This is a genomic window from Flavobacterium sp. P1_E4 (genome assembly GCF_056405915.1).
In genome coordinates, this window is the sequence record NZ_JBFUBE010000035.1 from 1 (window position 1) to 21,468 (window position 21,468).

Annotated in this window: 17 protein-coding genes; 12 read left to right on the top strand and 5 right to left on the bottom strand. The window is 33.6% G+C overall.

The genetic code is table 11. The features are described 5' to 3' along the window. Nucleotides 1-191: 191 nt before the first annotated feature. From AC1DY0_RS18065 to AC1DY0_RS18085, 5 genes are all read left to right on the top strand, one after another. Nucleotides 192-1,145 (top strand): acetyl-CoA carboxylase carboxyltransferase subunit alpha, encoded by a 954-nt coding sequence (locus AC1DY0_RS18065; protein ID WP_477189980.1) that lies wholly within the window; start codon nt 192-194, stop codon nt 1,143-1,145. Between the two features lie 140 nt (nt 1,146-1,285). Further along, a complete protein-coding gene (gene dnaB, locus AC1DY0_RS18070; protein ID WP_477189981.1) occupies nt 1,286-2,833 on the top strand; it encodes a replicative DNA helicase in 1,548 nt (515 codons plus the stop codon). A gap of 328 nt (nt 2,834-3,161) precedes the next feature. Next, the gene (locus tag AC1DY0_RS18075) at nt 3,162-3,833 is read left to right on the top strand and encodes a sensor histidine kinase (RefSeq protein ID WP_477189982.1); all 672 of its coding nucleotides are present in this window, start codon (nt 3,162-3,164) and stop codon (nt 3,831-3,833) included. A 3-nt stretch (nt 3,834-3,836) separates the two neighbouring features. Beyond that, nucleotides 3,837-4,502, top strand: coding sequence for a response regulator (locus tag AC1DY0_RS18080; RefSeq protein WP_477189983.1), 666 nt, complete (start codon nt 3,837-3,839; stop codon nt 4,500-4,502). A 173-nt stretch (nt 4,503-4,675) separates the two neighbouring features. Next, on the top strand, nt 4,676-5,860 hold the full coding sequence (locus AC1DY0_RS18085) for an asparagine synthetase B (RefSeq protein ID WP_477189984.1): 1,185 nt from the start codon (nt 4,676-4,678) through the stop codon (nt 5,858-5,860). A gap of 70 nt (nt 5,861-5,930) precedes the next feature. On the opposite strand, the gene AC1DY0_RS18090 is transcribed toward AC1DY0_RS18085, so the two are convergent. Continuing rightward, entirely contained in the window at nt 5,931-6,734 is an 804-nt protein-coding gene (locus AC1DY0_RS18090; protein WP_477189985.1) for an endonuclease/exonuclease/phosphatase family protein, read from the bottom strand. A gap of 599 nt (nt 6,735-7,333) precedes the next feature. Here AC1DY0_RS18090 and AC1DY0_RS18095 point away from each other — a divergent pair. The 7 genes from AC1DY0_RS18095 (at nt 7,334) to AC1DY0_RS18125 (ending at nt 17,275) form a co-directional block, all read left to right on the top strand. Next, nucleotides 7,334-8,104 (top strand): DUF2490 domain-containing protein, encoded by a 771-nt coding sequence (locus AC1DY0_RS18095; RefSeq protein WP_477189986.1) that lies wholly within the window; start codon nt 7,334-7,336, stop codon nt 8,102-8,104. Between the two features lie 256 nt (nt 8,105-8,360). Further along, on the top strand, nt 8,361-9,977 hold the full coding sequence (locus tag AC1DY0_RS18100) for an NAD-dependent malic enzyme (protein WP_477189987.1): 1,617 nt from the start codon (nt 8,361-8,363) through the stop codon (nt 9,975-9,977). 257 nt (nt 9,978-10,234) lie between these two features. Further along, nucleotides 10,235-11,914, top strand: a complete 1,680-nt coding sequence (gene aspT, locus AC1DY0_RS18105) for an aspartate-alanine antiporter (protein WP_477189988.1) — start codon at nt 10,235-10,237, stop codon at nt 11,912-11,914. 184 nt (nt 11,915-12,098) lie between these two features. Continuing rightward, nucleotides 12,099-13,508: an aspartate ammonia-lyase gene (aspA, locus tag AC1DY0_RS18110; protein WP_477189989.1), complete on the top strand. Its 1,410-nt coding sequence runs from the start codon at nt 12,099-12,101 to the stop codon at nt 13,506-13,508. Between the two features lie 63 nt (nt 13,509-13,571). After that, a complete protein-coding gene (locus AC1DY0_RS18115) occupies nt 13,572-14,630 on the top strand; it encodes a type II asparaginase (protein ID WP_477189990.1) in 1,059 nt (352 codons plus the stop codon). 79 nt (nt 14,631-14,709) lie between these two features. Further along, nucleotides 14,710-16,050 (top strand): anaerobic C4-dicarboxylate transporter family protein, encoded by a 1,341-nt coding sequence (locus AC1DY0_RS18120; RefSeq protein WP_477189991.1) that lies wholly within the window; start codon nt 14,710-14,712, stop codon nt 16,048-16,050. Nucleotides 16,051-16,069: 19 nt separating this feature from the next. After that, nucleotides 16,070-17,275 carry a porin gene (locus tag AC1DY0_RS18125; RefSeq protein WP_477189992.1) on the top strand — a complete coding sequence of 402 codons (1,206 nt, stop codon included), beginning with the start codon at nt 16,070-16,072 and terminating at the stop codon, nt 17,273-17,275. Between the two features lie 88 nt (nt 17,276-17,363). On the opposite strand, the gene rplT is transcribed toward AC1DY0_RS18125, so the two are convergent. The 4 genes from rplT to thrS all read right to left on the bottom strand — a co-directional run bounded on the left by rplT (nt 17,364) and on the right by thrS (nt 20,680). Next, on the bottom strand, nt 17,364-17,708 hold the full coding sequence (rplT, locus tag AC1DY0_RS18130) for a 50S ribosomal protein L20 (protein ID WP_086453231.1): 345 nt from the start codon (nt 17,706-17,708) through the stop codon (nt 17,364-17,366). A gap of 132 nt (nt 17,709-17,840) precedes the next feature. Then, entirely contained in the window at nt 17,841-18,038 is a 198-nt protein-coding gene (gene rpmI / locus AC1DY0_RS18135) for a 50S ribosomal protein L35 (RefSeq protein ID WP_007810722.1), read from the bottom strand. 121 nt (nt 18,039-18,159) lie between these two features. Further along, nucleotides 18,160-18,717 (bottom strand): translation initiation factor IF-3, encoded by a 558-nt coding sequence (gene infC, locus AC1DY0_RS18140; protein WP_371594681.1) that lies wholly within the window; start codon nt 18,715-18,717, stop codon nt 18,160-18,162. A gap of 16 nt (nt 18,718-18,733) precedes the next feature. Next, nucleotides 18,734-20,680, bottom strand: coding sequence for a threonine--tRNA ligase (gene thrS, locus AC1DY0_RS18145; RefSeq protein WP_477189993.1), 1,947 nt, complete (start codon nt 20,678-20,680; stop codon nt 18,734-18,736). Nucleotides 20,681-21,468 lie beyond the last annotated feature (788 nt).

The window sequence follows — 21,468 nt, forward strand, 5'->3', positions numbered from 1 at the left end:
TAATTAATTACGGTGCTCTTAAATGGTATTATAAAACACTATAGAAAAGAAGATGAATTGTAAGATTTTTATTTTTGTAAAACCTATTTTTTTCTTCTTGAATAAAAAAATAAGTGTATAACGATATTAAATTTTATATTTGCAGTTCCAAATTGAAAAAATAAAAACAATAATAAATACGCACAAATCCTATGGAATATTTAGATTTTGAGCTTCCTATAAAAGAACTTGAAGAACAATTAGATAAATGTGTTGTTATTGGTTTAGAATCGGATGTTGATGTTACCAATACTTGTAAACAAATCAACAAAAAGTTAGAGGAAACCAAAAAACAGATTTATAAAAACTTAACTGCTTGGCAACGTGTTCAGTTATCAAGACATCCAAGCAGACCTTATACTTTGGATCATATCAAAGGGATTTGTGGAGATACTTTTCTGGAACTGCATGGGGATAGAGGCTTTAAGGATGATAAAGCCATGATTGGTGGTCTAGGAAAAATTGGAGGACAATCTTTTATGATTGTTGGACAACAAAAAGGATTCAATACAAAGACACGTCAGTATAGAAATTTTGGGATGGCTAATCCTGAAGGATATAGAAAAGCATTGCGATTGATGAAAATGGCAGAGAAATTTAATATTCCTGTTGTTACTTTAATAGACACTCCGGGTGCTTATCCAGGTTTGGAAGCGGAAGAACGTGGACAAGGAGAAGCTATCGCAAGAAATATTTTTGAAATGGTACGTTTGAAAGTGCCTATCATAACAATTATTGTTGGAGAAGGAGCATCAGGTGGAGCATTGGGAATAGGTGTTGGAGACCGTGTTTATATGTTGGAAAACACATGGTATTCTGTAATTTCGCCAGAATCTTGTTCGTCAATTTTATGGAAAAGTTGGGATTATAAAGAACAAGCTGCCGAAGCCTTGAAATTGACTTCTGCCGATATGAAAAAACAAAAATTAGTTGATGATATTATTCCAGAACCATTAGGTGGAGCTCATTATGACAGAGAGACCACTTTTACAACTGTTGAGCAATATATCATTAAAGGATATAATGAATTGAAAGACTTATCAACAGAAGAATTAATTGCACAGAGAATGGATAAATACTGTAAAATGGGAGAGTTTAAAGAATAAAACGCCATTTTTAAGATCTTAATCCGAAGCCTTATAGTTTCGGATTTTTTTTTGGTTATAAACAAAAAACAGGTATTTATAAACAATAAATTGTAATAACTCAATTGTGATTTTTTTTTTAATTTAGTTACATTCGCTTCATGGAAAATTTCAAAAATATTAGTCCGGTTAAAGTGGACAAAACAACAATTATAAACTTAGAAAAAGGAAAATTACCACCACAAGCATTAGATTTAGAAGAAGCAGTGCTTGGGGCAATGATGATTGATAAAAAAGGGGTAGATGAGGTAATTGATATTCTTCAAGCTGATGCATTTTACAAAGATGCTCACAAATATATTTTTGAGGCCATTGTTACATTATTCAATGATACGCAACCAATCGATTTGTTGACCGTTTCTGCTCAACTTCGAAAAACTGCTAAACTAGATCTTGCTGGAGGTGATTTTTATTTAATTCAGCTTACGCAAAAGATTTCATCTTCGGCACATATTGAATTTCACTCGAGAATTATTCTTCAAAAATTTATTCAACGAAGTTTGATTCGAATTTCATCTGAAATCATTGAAGATTCCTATGATGAGACTACTGATGTATTTGATTTGTTGGACAAAGCCGAATCCAAACTCTATGAAGTAACACAAGGAAATATCAAGCGTAGTTCCGAAACGGCTCAAAGTTTAGTGCTACAGGCCAAAAAACGTATCGAAGAAATTGCAGGCCAGGAAGGACTTAGTGGTGTTGCTACTGGTTTTGATAAATTGGACAAACTAACTTCGGGCTGGCAGCCAAGTGATTTAATTATTATTGCGGCGAGACCTGCGATGGGAAAAACGGCTTTTATCTTATCTATGGCCAGAAACATTGCAATCGATTTTGGACATCCTGTTGCTTTGTTCTCCTTGGAGATGGCATCAGTTCAGTTGATTACCAGGTTGATTTCTTCCGAAACAGGATTGTCTTCAGAGAAGTTACGTACAGGGAAATTAGAAAAACACGAGTGGGAACAGCTTAGCACCAAAGTTAAGAACTTAGAAAAAGCGCCACTTTTTATTGATGATACTCCGTCTTTGTCCATTTTTGATTTACGTGCAAAGGCAAGACGTTTGGTATCACAACATGGTATAAAAATCATTATTATTGATTATTTGCAGTTAATGACTGCCGGTGGAAATGGTAAAGGAGGAGGAAACAGAGAGCAGGAAATTTCTACAATTTCCCGAAATTTAAAGGCATTGGCAAAGGAGTTGAATGTTCCTGTAATTGCACTGTCACAGTTATCGCGTGCTGTTGAAACGCGTGGTTCTAGTAAAAGACCTTTGCTTTCGGATCTTCGTGAATCTGGTGCGATTGAGCAGGATGCGGATATCGTTTCATTTTTATACCGTCCTGAATATTACAAAATCGATGAATGGGATGATGAAGAAGCATCTCCAACTGCAGGTCAAGCTGAGATCATGATCGCAAAACATAGAAATGGTGGAATCGAAAATGTTCGTTTGAAATTTATTGGACACTTGGGAAGATTCGATAATTTAGAAGATTATAGTGGGGGTTATGATGATTTGCCATCTAGTATGAATCATGATGAAAACTCGTTTATAACCAAAAATCTTCCATCGGCAAATGAGGCTTTCGGAAGTAATTTTAATAATGATGACGATGATGATGGTGATGTTCCTTTTTAAAATTTAAAAACACTATTTCACAACAAAGGAGAATATTTTATGAAGATAGGATATTCTCCTTTTTTTATTGATTTAAGTTTTGCTATATAATTCTGGTTTACAGTAATTTGATTTTTTTTATTCTTCTCAAATAAGATTTTTTATTATGTTTGTGCTGATAAAAAATATTAAATTTTATTAGGAAAAGAGCTAAATACAACTATATTTGTCGTCTAAAATAGCATAAAAGTCGATGAAATACATGTTTATTTATTTAAAACAAGATAAATACTGTAAAATTTTATAAATATGATAAGAAAAAGTTAGTCATACTTACAATAAAAAGAATATGGGAAAGAAATTAGAGTTTGATGATTTAGATATTTTCTTGAAAAACAAACAATTATCGGCAGTAATTAGAACGTTAGAGTCGGATAGAAAGCGAATTGCACAGGACTTACATGATGATATCTGTTCAAAATTGAATGTGATTTCATTGAATTGCCATCTTTTAAAAATCCCTAATTTGCCTCAAAAGGATATTGAAGAAATTACTAAAAATATTATTGAATATACGACTAAAGCTTTGAATAGCTCCAAAAAAATGACGCACAGTTTACTTCCGCCGGTATTGGATAAATTTGGTCTTCATGCTGGAATTGAAGAATTATGTGCTCAATTAATTGATGATGGCGCTGTAGATATTCAATATGAGAATAATTTAAAATTTGATTTTAAAGAGAACGATAATCATATTCATGTTTTTAGAATTCTACAGGAGTTATTTACCAATTCGATAGAACATGGGAAGGCAACTTCAATATCTGTTTTTTTTGAGGAAATTGATGGAAAAAGAACATGTAAGTATTCAGATAACGGAATCGGTTTTGATTTAAATCAATTGGAAAATCATAAGGGTCTTGGAATGAAAAATGTGGTAAGTAGAGTAGCTATTTTAGAGGGAAGCCTCTCGATTGAATCGCAAATGAATAATGGAATTTCAGTGATTTTTAATTTCTAAATTATGAAGGAAACTATAAAAATAATTTTAGTTGATGATGAAGTTCTATTCAGAAAAGGAATTTCTTTTTTATTGTCAAGGGAAGATAATATTGAAGTAATTTTTGAAGCTTCGGATGGTGTTGAATTAATTGATTTTCTTAAAGGGGATAATCCTAAACCCGATATTGTGATTATGGATTTGAAAATGCCATTACTTAATGGGATAGAAGCCACCAAAATTATACATAGAGATTTTTCGGATATAAAAATTATTGCTTTGACGAGTTACGATTCAAAATCATTTATAGCCAATATGATTGATGTTGGAGCTGTTTCTTATTTGGTTAAAAACACTACTCCGCAGGAATTATTTGCAACCATAAATGAAGTGTCGACAAAAGGATTTTATTATTCGGAATATGTAATGGGTATCATTCAAAATGATTTAATTGCTAATAAAAAAACTAAATGCAGTTTCGATACCGGTTTTATAACTTCTCGTGAATTAGAAGTATTACAACTTATTTGCAAGCAAAAAAGCACCATAGAAATTGGTGAAAAACTATTCATCAGCCCAAGAACTGTTGAAGGTCACAGAAATAATTTGCTGCTTAAAACAGAATCTAAAAATATTGCAGGATTGGTGGTTTATGCCATTCAAAATGCTATTGTGTCTTTGGATATTTAATAGATGAATGTTAAAAAGTGTTTTTTGCATGATTATAAAAGATAAAAGGAGTACTTTAATTACTTCCTATTATCTTTGCTTTAAAATAGTTTTCAATGATGTGCAAAAGAATTCTTTTTATATTATTTTTTCTAGTATCGATTTCTTCTAGGGCTTCCTTTATTTTGTTGCCAATGGACGAAACTACGCAGCAAAACCATCTCAAAGCATATGGAATTACCTATTGGTGTTTGGCCAAAAATTACAAAGCCAGTTGGTTGCTTAATTACCGTGGCGGTTCTTTTTTATTGCCAGATGCTGAAGAAATTAGAAAGGAATGCCAAATACGAGGTGTGAGTTTTGAAGTCCTTTCGGATGTTGAAGAAACATCGATTTTGAATGAAATTTCAAGTCCTTCACAGAATATGGAAGCTGTTATACTGGAAAAAGCTCCAAAAGTTGCTGTTTATACTCCAAAAGGGAAACAGCCTTGGGATGATGCTGTTACTTTAGTATTGACGTATGCCGAAATTCCTTTTACACCAATTTATGATGAAGAAGTGTTAAGTGATCAATTGTTACTTTATGATTGGCTGCACTTGCATCACGAGGATTATACCGGACAATACGGAAAGTTTTATGCAGCTTATAAAAATATCCCTTGGTACATTGACCAAAAGAGAGATGCTGAAGCTTTGGCCAAAAAGTTAGGTTACGAAAAGGTATCTCAAGAAAAAGGAGCAGTTGCCAAAAAGATTCGAGATTTTGTAATTGGAGGTGGGTTTTTATTTGCAATGTGTTCTGCAACAGATAGTTTTGATATTGCGTTGGCAGCTGATGGTGTAGATATTTGTGAATCCATGTTTGACGGAGATCCCAGTGAAGCTAATTATCAGTCCAAACTGAATTTTAATAATACTTTTGCTTTCAAGAATTTTACTCTTGAACGAAGACCTGAGCAATATGAGTTTTCGGATATTGATATGACCTTAAAAAGAAAGGTTCCTATGGACAAAGATTATTTTACTTTGATGGAATATTCGGCTAAATGGGATTTTATTCCTAGTATGTTGTGTCAAAATCATACGCAGTTAATCAAAGGTTTTATGGGGCAAACGACTTCATTTGATCCAGACTTGATAAAATCGAATGTTTTGGTTATGGGAACTTGTGAACTGAATGGTGAAGCGCGTTACATACATGGTGAAAAAGGAAAAGGAATGTTCACTTTTTATGGGGGTCATGATCCAGAGGATTATCAACATCAAGTGGGTGATCCAGCAACAGTTTTGGATTTGCATCCCAATTCTCCGGGCTATCGATTAATTTTGAATAATGTACTTTTTCCAGCAGCCAGAAAGAAAAAGCAGAAAACATAGAAAGAATAAATCTCAAACTAAAAAATCCAAATTCCAATTGTATCTATTGGAATTTGGATTTTTTTTATAATCAATTCAAAGAAAATTCAAACCAAATAGGAATATGATCAGACACTTTTCGTGCTTCTTTTAAAGAAATGAATTTTTTGTAAAACAAAATCACATCCGACTTTATATAATTTACGGAGCTTATTTTATAAAAGATATTGTCGTATTCGGATGCTAGGTAATTATCTCCTTTCGGTTTTGTTTTTAATGATGTCTTTTGATTTTCTAAAATAGGAGCAAAGCCGATTTTCTTTAAAGGTGTAAAAACCGAATGCGATTGAGGGCAATTGAAATCTCCTGCAAACACTAGATTCAAAGATGGATATTCCTGTGGCAGAAGCTTGAAATATTTAATCTCGGTTTCGGGTTGTTTACTTTTTGTGATGGCATGAAAAGTAGCAATTGTAACGTTTTTTCCTTTGATTTCAAAAGTGGCAAAATAAGGTTCACGATCTATTTCTAAATGATATTTTTGCTCCAGCCATGGTTTGCCTTTTAGTTTTAGACTGCTGGTTTTCCATATAAAGGCATAACGCTCTGTTTTATAATTACTGCTTGAAGTGGGGTCACTTATCCGATAATCCCATTTGGTTCCTTTCCGGTTGAGCGCATCGGCAAGTTTTACCACGGCTTGTGCTCCGCCGTTTCCAGCCACCACTTCTTGGATAGTGATTATGTCGTAGTCTTTTATTGTATTGGCAATAAATGCAATCTCTTGATCTGATTTGGATTTACCAAAGTTTTCCAGGTTCCAGGAAAGGAGTTTGGTTTGGGAATAAAAAGTATTGAAAAAAAGTAAAAAGAAAAGAAAAAATGCTTTGTTCATGGATTAGGATTAATGCCCAAATATAAAGATTGTAAAAAGAATTATCAGTCTTCCCAGTCACAAAGTAAAAGGCCATTCTCTTATGTATGCTTTAGAGAAACTTTCACAGTTTGGACTTTGAGGATGTTGCAGTATGTAAAAAGCAAAACATCAAAGTAACTCTTTTCAAGTAATATAATGTGTATGTCTCTGTTTGATAAAAAAGTAATTACACTTGACAGGTTATTATGTAGTTTTTGATTTTGTATTTCCTGCTTAGTTTGTATATGGAGTCGTGAGTCTTTACAGAGTAGGGAATAAGAAAAAATTCGGAAAACATAACTTTTTTTCTATCATTTTTCGAAAATACCCAAATTAATTAAAACAGTGTGAATATCTGAATTAATATTATAAAACTTGACTTTTAAGAAGGGTTCTTGGTATTTATCATTCTTGGCCATCACCTGATTCATCTGCGATTTTTAGGTTTCATTTTCTTCTTCCAGATGATAAATGTCATGTTAATATATAATGAGAGAAAGTATTTTTACTGTAAAAAAGTAATGATATTTTAATTAATTTTAATACAAATTTATTCCCGATTTAAACCGTATACTATTTTGAAAAATTTAACGAAAGTTTTAGCTGTATTGTTTCCCTTTTTAATTTTTGGTCAAGGGGCTACAAAAAAAGAAGTAAACCAACAAGTTCAAACTTGGGTTTCATTGAATACTGTGACAAAATTCAGTGAACATTGGGGAATTGTTGCCGATGCCCATATCCGTGAAAATGGTTTTTTTGAAAGTAATAATTTTTATTTTTTGCGAGGAGGTATTTCTTATATTCCTAATGCGTCTGTTTCTGTAACTGCAGGTTATGCCCATATGTGGTTGGCACCAACAAAAGAAGGATGGTCAACTTATGCGGATGAAAACAGAATTTACCAACAAGCGCAATTAATTACCAAAATTGGAAAAGTAAGTGTTCTTCAAAGATTGCGAAACGAACAAAGATGGCAGGAGAAAATGGTGAATGATGAACCCTCAGGCGAGCTTCGTTTTACTGATAGAGTGCGTTATTTAGCCAGTTTCACTATTCCAGTATTCAGTAATAAAAAGCTGCCTTCTTTGGTTTTATCTGATGAATTATTGATTCATTTTGGCAAAGATGTAGTCTATAATACATTTGATCAAAACAGATTGTTTATTGGAGTTAGACAAAATATTAGTCCAAAATTGAGTTATGATTTTGGTTATATGAATGTTTATCAGCAAAAATATTCGGGTTATCAGTATGATATGAACCATACCATTCGATTGTTCTTTTATTTGAACTCAACTATAAAACACAATGAAATTAAAACTCCCGAGCATCATTCAGGAGATGAATAGTTGCTAAACATGTTTAGTTTTTAAGTGGATAAACATCAAAAAGTAATATTCTAAGATGATATTTAATAAAATGGTATTAAATATTTTAGTAAGTTTATGTTGTAAAATTCAAAATATAGGATTCCTTTTTTTGAATTGTTATTTTTTTTAAGTTTTCTTTTATTGACGAAATGATTTTAAGAACATTCATTTCTGAATTGAAATAATTGATTCTTTGTTGATTTTAAAAAATAAATAATTTATAAAACGGACTAAAATGGAAGATAGCACTGGTTATTCGATATTACGAAACCCTCGATTAAATAAAGGATCAGCTTTTACTCATGAAGAAAGAGAAAAGTATGGATTGCAGGGAATGTTACCAGAAGCAGTTGAAACCATCGAAACGCAAATAATACGTATTCATGAGCAACTGGATAATTTTTCAAAACCCATAAATCAATACATTTACCTAATGCAGTTGTTGGAAAACAATGAAACCTTGTTTTTTAAAACAATCTCCAGCGATCCTGCCAAATACATGCCTTTAGTTTATACTCCAACTGTTGGGGAAGCCTGTCAAAAATTTGGTCAAGTAACCCGAAGACCAAGAGGATTGTATCTTTCGATCAAAGAAAAAGACAATCTAAAACAGATTTTGAGAAATTGGCCCGAAAAAGATGTACGATTTACTGTTGTTACTGATGGTGGACGTATACTAGGATTGGGAGATTTGGGTATTTTCGGTTTAGGAATACCTATAGGAAAATTAGTTTTATACACCAGTTGCGGGGGTGTTCCTCCAGAACATACACTGCCAATTGTGCTAGATGTGGGTACCAATAATGAAGAGTTTTTGAATGATCCACTTTATCCAGGTTTAAAATGCAAAAGGATCAGAGGCAAGGAATTTGATGATTTTGTTGCTGCTTTTGTTGAGGCGATGAATGAAGTTTTTCCTAAAATATGCATACAATGGGAAGATTTTCCCGGAGTTGATGCTATTCAGATTTTAAATACCTACAAAGAAAAAGTCTGTACTTTTAATGATGATATACAAGGAACGGCTGCTATCGCGACGGCAGGATTTATTTCCATAAGTCGCTTGATGAAAAAAAGGTTTATTGATCAGCATTTTTTGTTTTTAGGTGCTGGTGCGGCGGCATTCGGTATCGCTGATATGTTAGTCAAAAAATTTCAAAGAGATGGTTTGACTAGGGAAGAAGCTTTAAAGCAGATTTGGATGTTTGATGTAAATGGATTATTGGTAAAAAGCCGAAAGGATCTTGTTGAACATCAATTCCAATTTGCTCATGATTCTGATCCTTGTACTGATTTTGCGGAAGCAGTCCTTAAAATTAAACCGACAGCCATTGTTGGTGTTAGTACCGTTGGTGGAGCTTTCAATCAGCAGGTAATTGAAAATATGAGTGCCGTAAATGAGCGACCAATAATTTTTCCATATTCCAATCCAACTTCTCATTCTGAATGTACTGCAGAACAAGCTTATAACTGGAGTAAAGGAAAAGCAATTTTTGCTAGTGGAAGTCCATTTGCCCCAGTAGAATATAATGGTAAAATCTTTACGCCAGGTCAAGGAAATAATGTGTTTATTTTCCCGGCTTTAGGACTTGCTATTTTTGCAACCGAAGCGAAGAGAGTTACTGATGACATATTATTAACTGCCGCAGAAGCTGTAGCAGAACAAGTATGTTTAGCGGATTTTGAAAAAGGTTTAATTTATCCCAATGTTGCCGATATTTTGAGAGTATCAGTAAATGTCGCTGTAAAAGTTGCGGAAGATATTTTTAATTCAGGTTTAGCAGGTGTTGAACGACCCGAAAATATTAGTGATTTCATCAAAAGCAAAATGTACATTCCGAAATACAAATAGTCTAATAAGTTTTGGAACGTGTGTTGATAATAAATTAGTGAGAATTGAAAATATTGTGATTGTTAAGTTATCATGAATATTTGTTAATTGTTTGAATATAATTGCTAATATTAATTATATTCAATTTAAATTAATAAAAAAAAATATGATATTCTTTGTTATACTTATTTATGTATTAACTTTATTGTTAATTTAAAAGCTTGCCCCTGTTTTTAAAGTAGAGTGTGTTTTGTTAATGGATTTTAAATCTGAAGTTAATGGAAAAAATTGCACATATTTTGCAAGAACATCCTGAGCTAGCTGTTTTTTTGACACTGTCTTTAGGTTTTGCTTTAGGACATGTAAAAATAGGTAGTTTTAAAATTGGAGTTGTTTTGGGAACTTTGTTCGCAGGAGTTCTCATAGGTCAATTGGATATACAAATCCCACCGATTGTCAAAACTATTTTCTTCGATTTTTTTCTTTTTGCTACAGGTTATAAAGTAGGACCTCAATTTTTTCAAGGTTTAAGGAAAAATGCATTCCCTCAATTGATGTTAACGCTTGTCATTTGTGTGTCATGTTTATTGATTGCTTTCGGAATATCCCAACTTTTGAATTATGATACAGGCACAGCTGCTGGACTTTTAGCTGGAGCATTTTCTGAATCCACTCTTATCGGAACTGCTTCTGAAGCCATTCATCAATTACCAATTTCTGAAGTAGAGCAAACAAAATTAATTAACCATATACCAGTTGCTTATTCCCTTACCTATCTTATTGGTGCAACTTCTTTCGTCTTCTTTTTAACAACGATTGCACCAAAATTATTAGGAATCAATTTGGTGGAAGAAAGTAAAAAACTCAGTGAAACATTAACAGGTGAAACAGAACAGGAACCTGGTCTAGAATTGGTTTATCAAAGTTGGATTATTAGAGCCTATCGAATAACTAATGAGAAATTGTTTGGATTGACCGTATCCGAATTTGAAAAAGCTAATAAGGATTTAAGATTAGCTATTCAGCGAATAAGGCATAATCAAGAATTAATAGACCCAACTCCAAATACTATTATTCATGAGGGAGATGTTTTGGTAATAATGGCGCGTCAAGGTATCATCATGACGAGTTTAACCAATATTGGTCCTGAGGTTTTAGATGAGGAATTATTGAAATTTCCATTGGCACATATGGATGTAACAATCACTAATAAAAATATTTCTGGGAAAACAATTAGGAGTTTGCGTGATCATTTCAGTAGTGGGGTAATGTTGGATAAGATAACTAGAGAATACCAAGAAATACCTTTTAATTTAGATACAGTTTTAGAAAGAGGTGATGTTTTGAAACTTAGTGGTAAGATGGTTTTAATAGAAAAAGCAGCTAAGGAAATAGGATATCTAGATAGACAAAGTTCAGCTACAGATATTGTGTTTTTAGGATTGGGTATAGTTTTAGGTGGATTTTTTGGGTTGCTTTCAGTTACCGTTTTTGGAATATCAATTACGTTAACAACAAGTGGTGGAGCATTGGTGATGGGATTGATTTTTGGTTGGTTGCATTCACATACACCAATATTTGGGAGTATTCCTGAGCCTGCCTTATGGATTTTTGACAATGTTGGATTGGCGACATTTATCGGTTTGGTAGGAATGGCTGCAGGCCCTAGTTTTATTTCTGGACTTCAAGAAATGGGTTTTAGTATTGTTATCGCCGGTTTTTTTGTGTCAATTGTGCCACATGTCATTGGGCTATTTTTTGGAAAATATGTTTTAAAAATGAACCCTATAATTCTGTTGGGTGCCCAAACTGGAGCAGGAACTTCTACCATTGGGCTTAAGGCTATACAGGATGCTTCATCCAGTAAATTTCCGGTTTTAGGTTATACAATTCCTTATGCATTGGGTAATATATTGTTAACGGCTTGGGGACCAATTTTGGTTTCTATGATGAATTGAGTTCATAATAAACGCAATAAATATTGATTTCTCAAGTACAATCAAATGTAAAAGGTGGTTTTTTTAATATTTCATTTCTTTATGAAAAGATAAATATTAGTATTAATCTTTATAAATAATATAAATTTATATTATTTTTACTAGTTAAATAAACAAAATTGAAATTTAACAAATAGATGTTATTATGGAAGCAACAAGAAGGGAACATGATTTTTTAGGTGAATTAGAAATTCCAAATCACCTATATTATGGGATTCAAACTTTTAGAGCAGTCGAGAATTTTAATATAACTGGGATTCCAATTTCGAGAGAGCCATTGTTCATAAAGGCATTGGGGTATGTAAAAAAAGCTGCTGCATTGGCCAACAAAGATTGTGGAGCTTTGGATGCCAAAATTGCTGAAGCCATTTGTTATGGAAGTGATCAGGTAATTGCTGGTAAATTTGATCAAGAATTTGTCAGCGATTTGATACAGGGTGGAGCTGGGACATCTGTAAATATGAATGCTAATGAAGTGATTGCCAATATTGGATTGGAATACTTAGGACATAAAAAAGGAGAGTATAATTTTTTGCATCCCAATAATCATGTGAATTGTTCTCAATCGACCAATGATGCTTATCCATCCGCATTTAGAATAGCATTGTATTTAAAGATGGATCATTTTATAAAGACAGTTGAAAATCTTGAAAAGGCTTTTGCTGCGAAAGGTAGCGAGTTCAAGGAAGTCTTAAAAATGGGACGAACTCAATTGCAAGATGCGGTGCCAATGACATTGGGGCAGGAATTCCATTCCTATGCAACAACAATAGGAGAAGATGTTTTAAGGTTAAAAGATGCACAAAGTTTAGTGTTAGATATTAACATGGGAGCAACAGCTATTGGAACTAAAGTAAATGCACCAGAAGGTTATCCGGAAATTTGTGTGAATTATTTAGCTAAAGAGGTTGGAATTCCATTAACGTTGTCACCAGATTTGATTGAAGCAACAGTAGATACTGGAGCTTATGTTCAAATAATGGGCACAATGAAAAGAACGGCAGTTAAAATTTCAAAAATATGTAATGACTTGCGATTGTTGAGTTCAGGGCCAAGAACAGGTTTCAATGAAATTAATCTGCCTCCTCGTCAGCCTGGTTCGTCAATTATGCCGGGAAAAGTAAATCCTGTAATTCCAGAAGTGGTGAATCAAACCTGTTTTTATGTTATAGGGCAAGATTTAACAGTTACTATGGCAGCCGAAGCTGGGCAATTACAATTAAATGTTATGGAACCAGTAATTGCTTTTGCAATGTTTACCTCGTTGGATTATTTGTCAAATGCTATTCAAACATTAATTGATAAATGTATTGTTGGTATTACCGCAAATGAGCAACATTGTTATAATATGGTAATGAACAGTATTGGAATTGTAACTCAGCTGAATCCAATTTTAGGATACGAAGAAAGTGCCAGTATTGCTGGAGAAGCTTTGAAGACTGGTAAAAGCGTACATCAAATTGCAGTTGTGGAACGCAAACTAATTACTCAAGATAAATGGGACGAAATTTATTCAATAGAAAATTTAATCAATCCTAAGTTTATTACCTCATAATTTTACTTTGAAGATTAATAAGTTAAGTCAATGATAAATAGATTAATTATAACTAGATAAATTATGAAAAAGATTGTTTTAATATTTATGTTTTCAGTTTTTGCTTTGCCAGTGCAAGCACAAAATAAAGCACCAAAAACTTCGCCAAGAATAATTATTTTGGCAACAGGCGGAACCATAGCTGGCTCTGGGGAATCAGCAACTAAAGCTGCTTACACAGCAGGGAAAGTGCCTATTGATGATTTGCTAAATGCAGTGCCTCAAATTCATGATTATGGAAAAATAACTGGAGAACAAATTGCTCAAATTGGTAGCCAGGATATGAATGTCGTGACTTGGTTGAAACTATCAAAAAGGATTAATGAGATTTTTAAAAATAATGAAGCCGATGCAATAGTGGTTACCCATGGAACTGATACTCAAGAAGAAACGGCCTATTTTTTGGATTTAACTGTTATGTCGGATAAGCCAGTTGTTCTAGTAGGAGCAATGAGACCATCAACTGCAATGAGCCAAGACGGAAATAGAAATTTATTGGATGCGGTAATGGTTGCTGCAAGCCCAAAAAGTCAAGGAAAAGGAGTGATTGTGGCTATGGATGAAAAAATTTATGATGCCAGAGACGTGACCAAAACTAGTACAACAAATTTAGAAACTTTTCAATCTCGTAATTTCGGTCCGATTGGGCTAATCTATGATGGTAAAGTAAATTACTACTATCAATCATTAAGAAATCCTTCTAAAAAGTTTGATGTTACAAGTTTGACTTCTTTACCTCAAGTTGAAATTGTCTATGGGTATGCAGATGCAAGTCCAGCGACAGTTACCGGTATAGTAAATTCAGGTGCAAAAGGCATAGTTTATGCAGGAATGGGAAATGGTAATTTTGGAGAGCCGGTAGGAAAAGCATTGGCAGATGCCGCCAAAAAAGGAATTTTGGTTTGTCGTTCTGCAAGAGCAGGTTCAGGCAGAATTACTTTAGACAATGAGGTAAAAGATAAAGAACTTGGTTTTGTTGTTTCTGATGATTTAAATCCACAAAAATCTAGGGTTTTATTGATGTTGGCATTGACAACTACATCGGATAGAGAAAAAATACAACAGTTTTTCTTTGATTATTAATAAGTTCAAAGTGGGTCTTTTTTAAGGTCCACTTTTTTTGTTTCAAATAGAATAAAAGTAATAACTTAAATAAAACTACATGATTTGGATTGAATTTGCTGTTCTTATTGGAATGATTCTTATAGGGTCACAAATGAAAGGAATTGGATTAGGTGTAATGGGTATGGTAGGACTTTTTATTTTTCTTTTTGTTTTCAAAATGAAACCTACTGATCCGCCACTAGATGTGATGTTAATTATTATGGCGATTGTAACAACGGCTGCAACCTTACAGGCATCGGGAGGACTAGACTATCTCGTAAATTTGGCTGAAAAAATTATTCGAAGCAACCCGTCAAATATCACATTTATAGCACCATTTACAGTTTATTTTTTATGTCTATTTGCAGGAACTGCTCATATAGTTTATTCCTTATTGCCAATTATTTCTGAAGTGTCGGCTAAGAAAAGAATTCGACCAGAACGACCATTGAGTATTTCGGTTATTGCTTCGCATTTGGCTCTTACTGGGAGTCCAATGAGTGCAGCAACAGCAGCTTTGGTGGTTATATTAGGTTATCCTGGTGCTTTGGTAGATATCATGATGATTTGCATTCCTGCCTGTATTATTGGTATACTAATAGGTTGTTTTTCTGTTTTCAAAAAGGGAGCAGAATTGGATAATGATCTTATTTTTATTGAAAAAATGAAGGATCCTGAATTTGCAAAAAGCATGCAAGCTGATACTGAAGGAGAAGAAAAGAGTTTAAAGCCTGGCGCTAAAACTTCAGTTTTAATATTCACGTTTGCAATAGTTCTAATCGTAATTGCTGGAGCATTCCCAAATTTAGTGCCTAGTTTTGAACCTGGAAGTAAAACACTTGCTGTTGCAGCCAATGGGTCTTTGTCTATGGTAACAATAATTAGTGTAATAACACTTACTGCTTCTGCTGCTATGATGTTAATTACTAAAACAAGTACCTCAGATGTTACTAAAGCTAGTTTATTTACCTCTATGGCTTCTGCTGTGGTGTCTGTGTTTGGAGTGGTTTGGATGAGTTCTACTTTTATGCATGCCAATAATGATATAATACAAGGCGCTTTAGGCGGTATTGTTAATGCATATCCTTGGACTTTTGCTATTGCAGTTTTTATTATGGGGGTTTTAATGTTTAGTCAAGCAGCCACTACTAAAACAATGATGCCATTAGGAATTGCTTTAGGACTTCCACCTTCAGCATTGATAGCTATATTCCCTGCTGTAAACAGTGACTTTGTTTTACCTGGATATCCAACATTATTGGCAGCTATAAATTTCGATAGAACTGGAAGTACTAAAATAGGCAATTATGTCATCAATCACAGTTTTAATGTGCCGGGTGTTATTGCCATTGGTGTTGCGATCGCAGTTGGATTCTTGTTGGGATCGTTTTTATTATAAATTTTAAAATTTAATAATTATGAAAAAATATTTTATTTATTTAATGATTGGACTTTTGCCAATCATTTCTTTTTCTCAAGTAGTAGAGCAGACGGAAAAACAAACTAATGAGGGAGATTTTTTTATACAGGATTCATTAAAATCGTTGATACCCGTTTCTAAACAATCTTTGTTAAGGGATGTTGACGTAATTTTTAATTCACGGATGGCATACAATAGTAATTTTACTGATGGTAATCATACGCTATCAGAATTTAATGTAAATCAGCTTCGATTTGAGTTGAAAGGAAAAATTCATGATAAGGTTTATTTTAGATTCCGTAATAGATACACTAGAGAACCTGTTCCTGGGAATTTGGATAATATTAGTAGGTCAGTCGATCTTGCTTTTTTGAGAATTGATTTATCTAAAAGCACAAAGCTTTCTTTCGGAAAATTATGTGCGGATTGGGGAGGTTTTGAATTTGATTTTAATCCTATTGACATATTAACCTATAATGATATTATTGAAAACGCCGATAACTTTTTGGTGGGTGCAGGTCTATCTCATGATTTTGCCGATGGTAAAAACTCAATTTCTTTTCAAGTATTAAATTCTAGAACTAAAACCTATGAAGAACAATACGGTAGTACGGCTCCACCAAACATAAATCCTTCTGAATATCCATTGGCAGTGGTCGCTAACTGGAGAGGGAGTTTTTTTGATGGTAAATTTGAAACCACTTATAGCTATAGTTTCTTCAACGAAGCACAAGGAGCCCATATGAACTATTTTGCGCTTGGGAATAAATTTAAAGCAAAAAATTTCGTTTTGTATTATGATTTTCAATACAGTGATGAAGGGCTAGATCGCAAAGGAATTGTCTCAAGTATAATTAGCAGTCAATATCAATACGCAGCACAAAATGCTCTTTATGTGGAAAACTGGGTAAGAGCTGAATATTTGGTGGCACCTAAGATTAATTTGCTTTTAACAGTCATGAATAGTAATCATTCATGGAAAGACAATCCAGATCCAAATGGTAGCTCAAAATTATCAACAAGTTATGGTCTTATTCCAACTATACAGTATATGCCTTTTAAAGACTTCAACATTAAATTTTATTTGGCATATACAGCCAGAAGATATGAGTATACGAACTATGCTGAAAATGCTTTCGGGGTCAAAGATTATACCACTGGACTTTTAGGCTTTGGATTTATAGCTCCATTATTAGTTCTGTAATTTGTGGAGTGTAATGAAAACAAAAAACCCAATCGAAAGATTGGGTTTTTTTATAAGTAAGTAATTCTAAATTGAGTTTATATAACGTTTATTTTACTTTATTAAGTACTGCTTTGAAAGCTTCTGGGTGATTCATTGCTAAATCAGCAAGAACTTTACGGTTCAATTCGATTCCGTTAGCTTTTACTTTACCCATGAATTGAGAATAAGACATTCCTTCCAATCTAGCTCCAGCGTTAATACGTTGAATCCATAATGAACGGAAATTTCTTTTATTCACTTTTCTGTCACGGTATGCATAGCACATTGCTTTTTCTACCGCGTTCTTTGCAACTGTCCAAACGTTTTTACGTCTACCAAAGAAACCTTTGGCTTGCTTCATTATTTTTTTTCTTCTTGCTCTTTTAGCAACTGAATTTACCGATCTTGGCATAATTTTATTGTTTTTTTTGTAGCAGGCGTCCTGAATTTAATCAAAGGAACTTATGGCCATACTCCAAGGTTATTGGATTTATTTTTAACCTAAAGAATTATTTTTTGTTAATTGACAATTGAAAATTGTCGATTAGATAATTCTTAATTGTTGTTTGATGCTTTTCATATCTGTAGAGTGAACTAGCGCTGAATGAGTCAAAGCTAATTTACGTTTTTTAGATTTTTTAGTCAAGATGTGACTTTTGAAAGCATGCTTTCTTTTAATCTTTCCAGAACCAGTAACTTTGAAACGTTTCTTGGCGCTAGATTTGGTTTTCATTTTAGGCATTTTTTCCTAGTGTTTTAATTTATTATTACTTACTTATCTTTTGTTTAAAGTTTCAGACTTCAGGTTTAAAACTGAACAATGAAAACTGAATACTATTTTTTATCTGCTTTCTGCAAACTGATTACTTCTTCTTTTTAGGAGCAATAAACATAATCATTCTCTTTCCTTCAAGAACAGGCATTGCTTCAACTTTTCCGAATTCTTCTAAGTCAGTTGCCAATCTCAATAATAAGATTTGCCCTTGGTCTTTATAGATAATTGAACGCCCTTTAAAGAATACAAAAGCTTTTAATTTCGCTCCTTCTTTTAAGAATTTTTCAGCATTCTTTCTCTTAAATTCGTAATCATGCTCATCAGTTTGAGGACCAAAACGTATTTCTTTTACTACTACTTGAGTAGATTTCGCTTTTAGAGCCTTATCACGTTTCTTTTGTTCGTAAACAAATTTCTTGTAATCCATGATTTTACAAACCGGTGGCTCTGCGTTTGGAGAAATCTCAACTAAATCCAATTCAAATTGGTCAGCTAATCTTAAAGCTTCTGCAAGTTTAAAAACTCCAGGCTCTATGTTTTCACCCACAAGTCTTACTTCTTGTACACCGCGAATAAAATTATTTATTCTGTGTGCATCCTTTTTTTCTACGCGAGGTTGGTAACCTCTGTTGCTTCTTATTGCTATGACTTTATAATTTAAGTTAAACTGTAAATACTTTTAATGTTTTTTTGATTTCCTCGTCAACAATCGAAGCAAATTCTTCTATTGTAACGCTGATATTGCCTTTTCCTTCTTGACCATGACGGCGAATAGAAATGGTTCCGTTTTTCTCTTCTTCCTCACCAACAATCAGCATAAACGGGATTTTCTGCATTTCTGCATCTCTAATTTTCTTTCCTATCGTCTCGCTTCTGTTATCAATTAGGGCGCGAATTTCGTGATTTTCTAGCAGATTTAAAACTTTTTTAGCATAATTTTCATATTTCTCACTCAAAGACAGTATAATTGCCTGTTCAGGCATTAACCAAAGTGGGAAATTTCCCGCTGTGTGTTCTAATAAAATTGCAATGAAACGTTCCATTGATCCAAAAGGCGCTCTGTGAATCATTACAGGTCTATGTAATTCATTGTCAGACCCTTTGTAAGTCAATTCAAAACGTTCTGGTAAATTGTAATCTACCTGAATTGTTCCTAATTGCCATTGTCTGCCTAAAGCATCCTTTACCATGAAATCCAGTTTTGGACCGTAGAAAGCAGCCTCTCCGTATTCAACAACAGTATTCAGTCCTTTGTCTGCTGCTGCATTGATGATTGCATTTTCTGCTTTCTCCCAATTCTCATCAGAACCAATATATTTATCTCTGTTTTCCTTGTCTCTTAATGAAATCTGAGCCGTAAAGTTTTCAAAACCTAATGAACCAAATACATAAAGTACCAAGTCAATTACTTTTTTAAACTCTTCATCCAATTGCTCTGGAGTACAAAATATATGAGCATCATCTTGAGTAAACCCGCGTACACGAGTTAAACCGTGTAATTCACCACTTTGCTCATATCTATAAACTGTTCCAAATTCAGCGTAACGCTTTGGTAAATCTTTGTATGACCAAGGTCTTACATTATAGATTTCACAGTGATGAGGGCAGTTCATAGGTTTTAATAAAAACTCTTCTCCTTCAGCAGGAGTATTGATGGGTTGGAAGCTGTCTGCTCCGTATTTTGCATAATGTCCAGAAGTTACATATAACTCTTTTTGACCAATATGTGGAGTTACAACTTGCTCGTAACCTGCTTTCTTTTGTGCTTTTTTCAAAAACTGTTCCAAACGATCTCTCAAAGCGGCTCCTTTTGGTAACCATAACGGCAAGCCTTGGCCTACTTTTTGAGAAAAAGCAAACAATTCCAATTCTTTCCCTAGTTTTCTGTGATCGCGACGTTTTGCTTCTTCAAGTAATTCTAGGTATTCGGTTAAATCTTTTTGTTTCGGGAATGAAGTTCCATAAACACGAGTTAACTGCTTATTTTTTTCATCACCTCTCCAGTAAGCTCCGGCAACACTCATTACTTTCATTGCCTTGATAATACCTGTATTAGGGATATGTCCACCACGACATAAATCAGTAAAAGTTGAATGATCACAAAAAGTGATAGTTCCGTCTTCAAGATTTGAGATCAGTTCTGTTTTGTAAACATTGTCTTTGTACATTTCCAATGCTTCTGCTTTAGTAACAGGACGCATTTTAAATTCGTGTTTTTCTCTTGAAATCTCAAGAACACGGTCTTCAATTTTCTTAAAATCAGCTTCAGTGATCTTTTGATCTTCAAAGTCAACGTCATAGTAAAAACCATTAGAAATTGCAGGTCCCAGAGTTAATTTTGCTCCAGGGTACATTTCTTCTAGGACTTGTGCCATAACGTGCGATGTTGAATGCCAAAAAGCTTTTTTTCCATCAGCATCATTCCAAGTATATAATATAAGACTGCCGTCGGTCGTCAATGGTGTAGATGTTTCAATAGTTGTACCATTAAAAGATGCCGAAATTACATTTCTGGCAAATCCTTCGCTAATGCTTTTTGCAACATCCATTGGAGTTACTCCTGGAGCAAACTCTCTAACTGACCCGTCGGGCAAAGTAATCTTAATCATTGTTTTTTATATTTTAAGATTGCAAATATAAAGTATTAGCAAAACACATACAATAGATATATGAGGTTTGTTCTATATATAAGTATAAAATCCGAATATGCGTTGCAAAAGAAGGATGCTAATAATAAGGAGCTATTTCCCGCTATCCGCTACAATCTTATAAGCCGAACACCGGCTTATAAGGATTTCCACTATTATCGGGGCTAGGGCATGGGGTTTTCATAAGAGCAAAAGGAAAAAGTGACACCTTTATATATTAAGATGTATGTATGAGGAAAGATTTAGAAGGAAATCAGTCCCATCCTTGTCCTGTTCAATGGTTAATATCCTTAAATAAAGTGCTAAAACTTTGAAAAACCTGAGTAAACAGTGTGATTCATATGTTGAAACCACTTCAATCAAGAAAACCTCGCTTCACAAACACTTACATACCAGTGAATTAAAAAATACTTTGAAAAAAGGTCAAAAAAGTCATTGTTTACACGAATAAAGGCGCTACTTTTGCACCCGCAACGACGCAGACGTTCCTAGAAATCCTGACAGGCCCACGAAATCGAAACGAAAATTTATTTTCAAAAAAAGATTTAAAAAAGCTTGTGAGATTCGAAAACGTAAGCTATTTTTGCACCCCGCAAAACGCGTAACGTTCCTTGAAATACTGCTGAGAAAAAGAGAAGAAAACGAAAAATAAATTTTTCAAAAAAACTTCAAAATTTACTTGCCAGTTAAAAAAGAATAACTACTTTTGCACCCGCTTCGAGAGACACACAATGTGAGTTAAACGAGAC

Coding starts and splice junctions, on each gene's coding strand:
- AC1DY0_RS18065 (WP_477189980.1), top strand. CDS start 192: ATGGAATATTTAGATTTTGAGCTTCCTATAAAAGAACTTGAAGAACAA.
- AC1DY0_RS18120 (WP_477189991.1), top strand. CDS start 14,710: ATGATTTGGATTGAATTTGCTGTTCTTATTGGAATGATTCTTATAGGG.
- AC1DY0_RS18100 (WP_477189987.1), top strand. CDS start 8,361: ATGGAAGATAGCACTGGTTATTCGATATTACGAAACCCTCGATTAAAT.
- aspA (WP_477189989.1), top strand. CDS start 12,099: ATGGAAGCAACAAGAAGGGAACATGATTTTTTAGGTGAATTAGAAATT.
- AC1DY0_RS18115 (WP_477189990.1), top strand. CDS start 13,572: ATGAAAAAGATTGTTTTAATATTTATGTTTTCAGTTTTTGCTTTGCCA.
- aspT (WP_477189988.1), top strand. CDS start 10,235: ATGGAAAAAATTGCACATATTTTGCAAGAACATCCTGAGCTAGCTGTT.
- AC1DY0_RS18085 (WP_477189984.1), top strand. CDS start 4,676: ATGGACGAAACTACGCAGCAAAACCATCTCAAAGCATATGGAATTACC.
- rplT (WP_086453231.1), bottom strand. CDS start 17,708: ATGCCAAGATCGGTAAATTCAGTTGCTAAAAGAGCAAGAAGAAAAAAA.
- thrS (WP_477189993.1), bottom strand. CDS start 20,680: ATGATTAAGATTACTTTGCCCGACGGGTCAGTTAGAGAGTTTGCTCCA.
- AC1DY0_RS18080 (WP_477189983.1), top strand. CDS start 3,837: ATGAAGGAAACTATAAAAATAATTTTAGTTGATGATGAAGTTCTATTC.
- AC1DY0_RS18075 (WP_477189982.1), top strand. CDS start 3,162: ATGGGAAAGAAATTAGAGTTTGATGATTTAGATATTTTCTTGAAAAAC.
- AC1DY0_RS18125 (WP_477189992.1), top strand. CDS start 16,070: ATGAAAAAATATTTTATTTATTTAATGATTGGACTTTTGCCAATCATT.
- dnaB (WP_477189981.1), top strand. CDS start 1,286: ATGGAAAATTTCAAAAATATTAGTCCGGTTAAAGTGGACAAAACAACA.
- rpmI (WP_007810722.1), bottom strand. CDS start 18,038: ATGCCTAAAATGAAAACCAAATCTAGCGCCAAGAAACGTTTCAAAGTT.
- AC1DY0_RS18090 (WP_477189985.1), bottom strand. CDS start 6,734: ATGAACAAAGCATTTTTTCTTTTCTTTTTACTTTTTTTCAATACTTTT.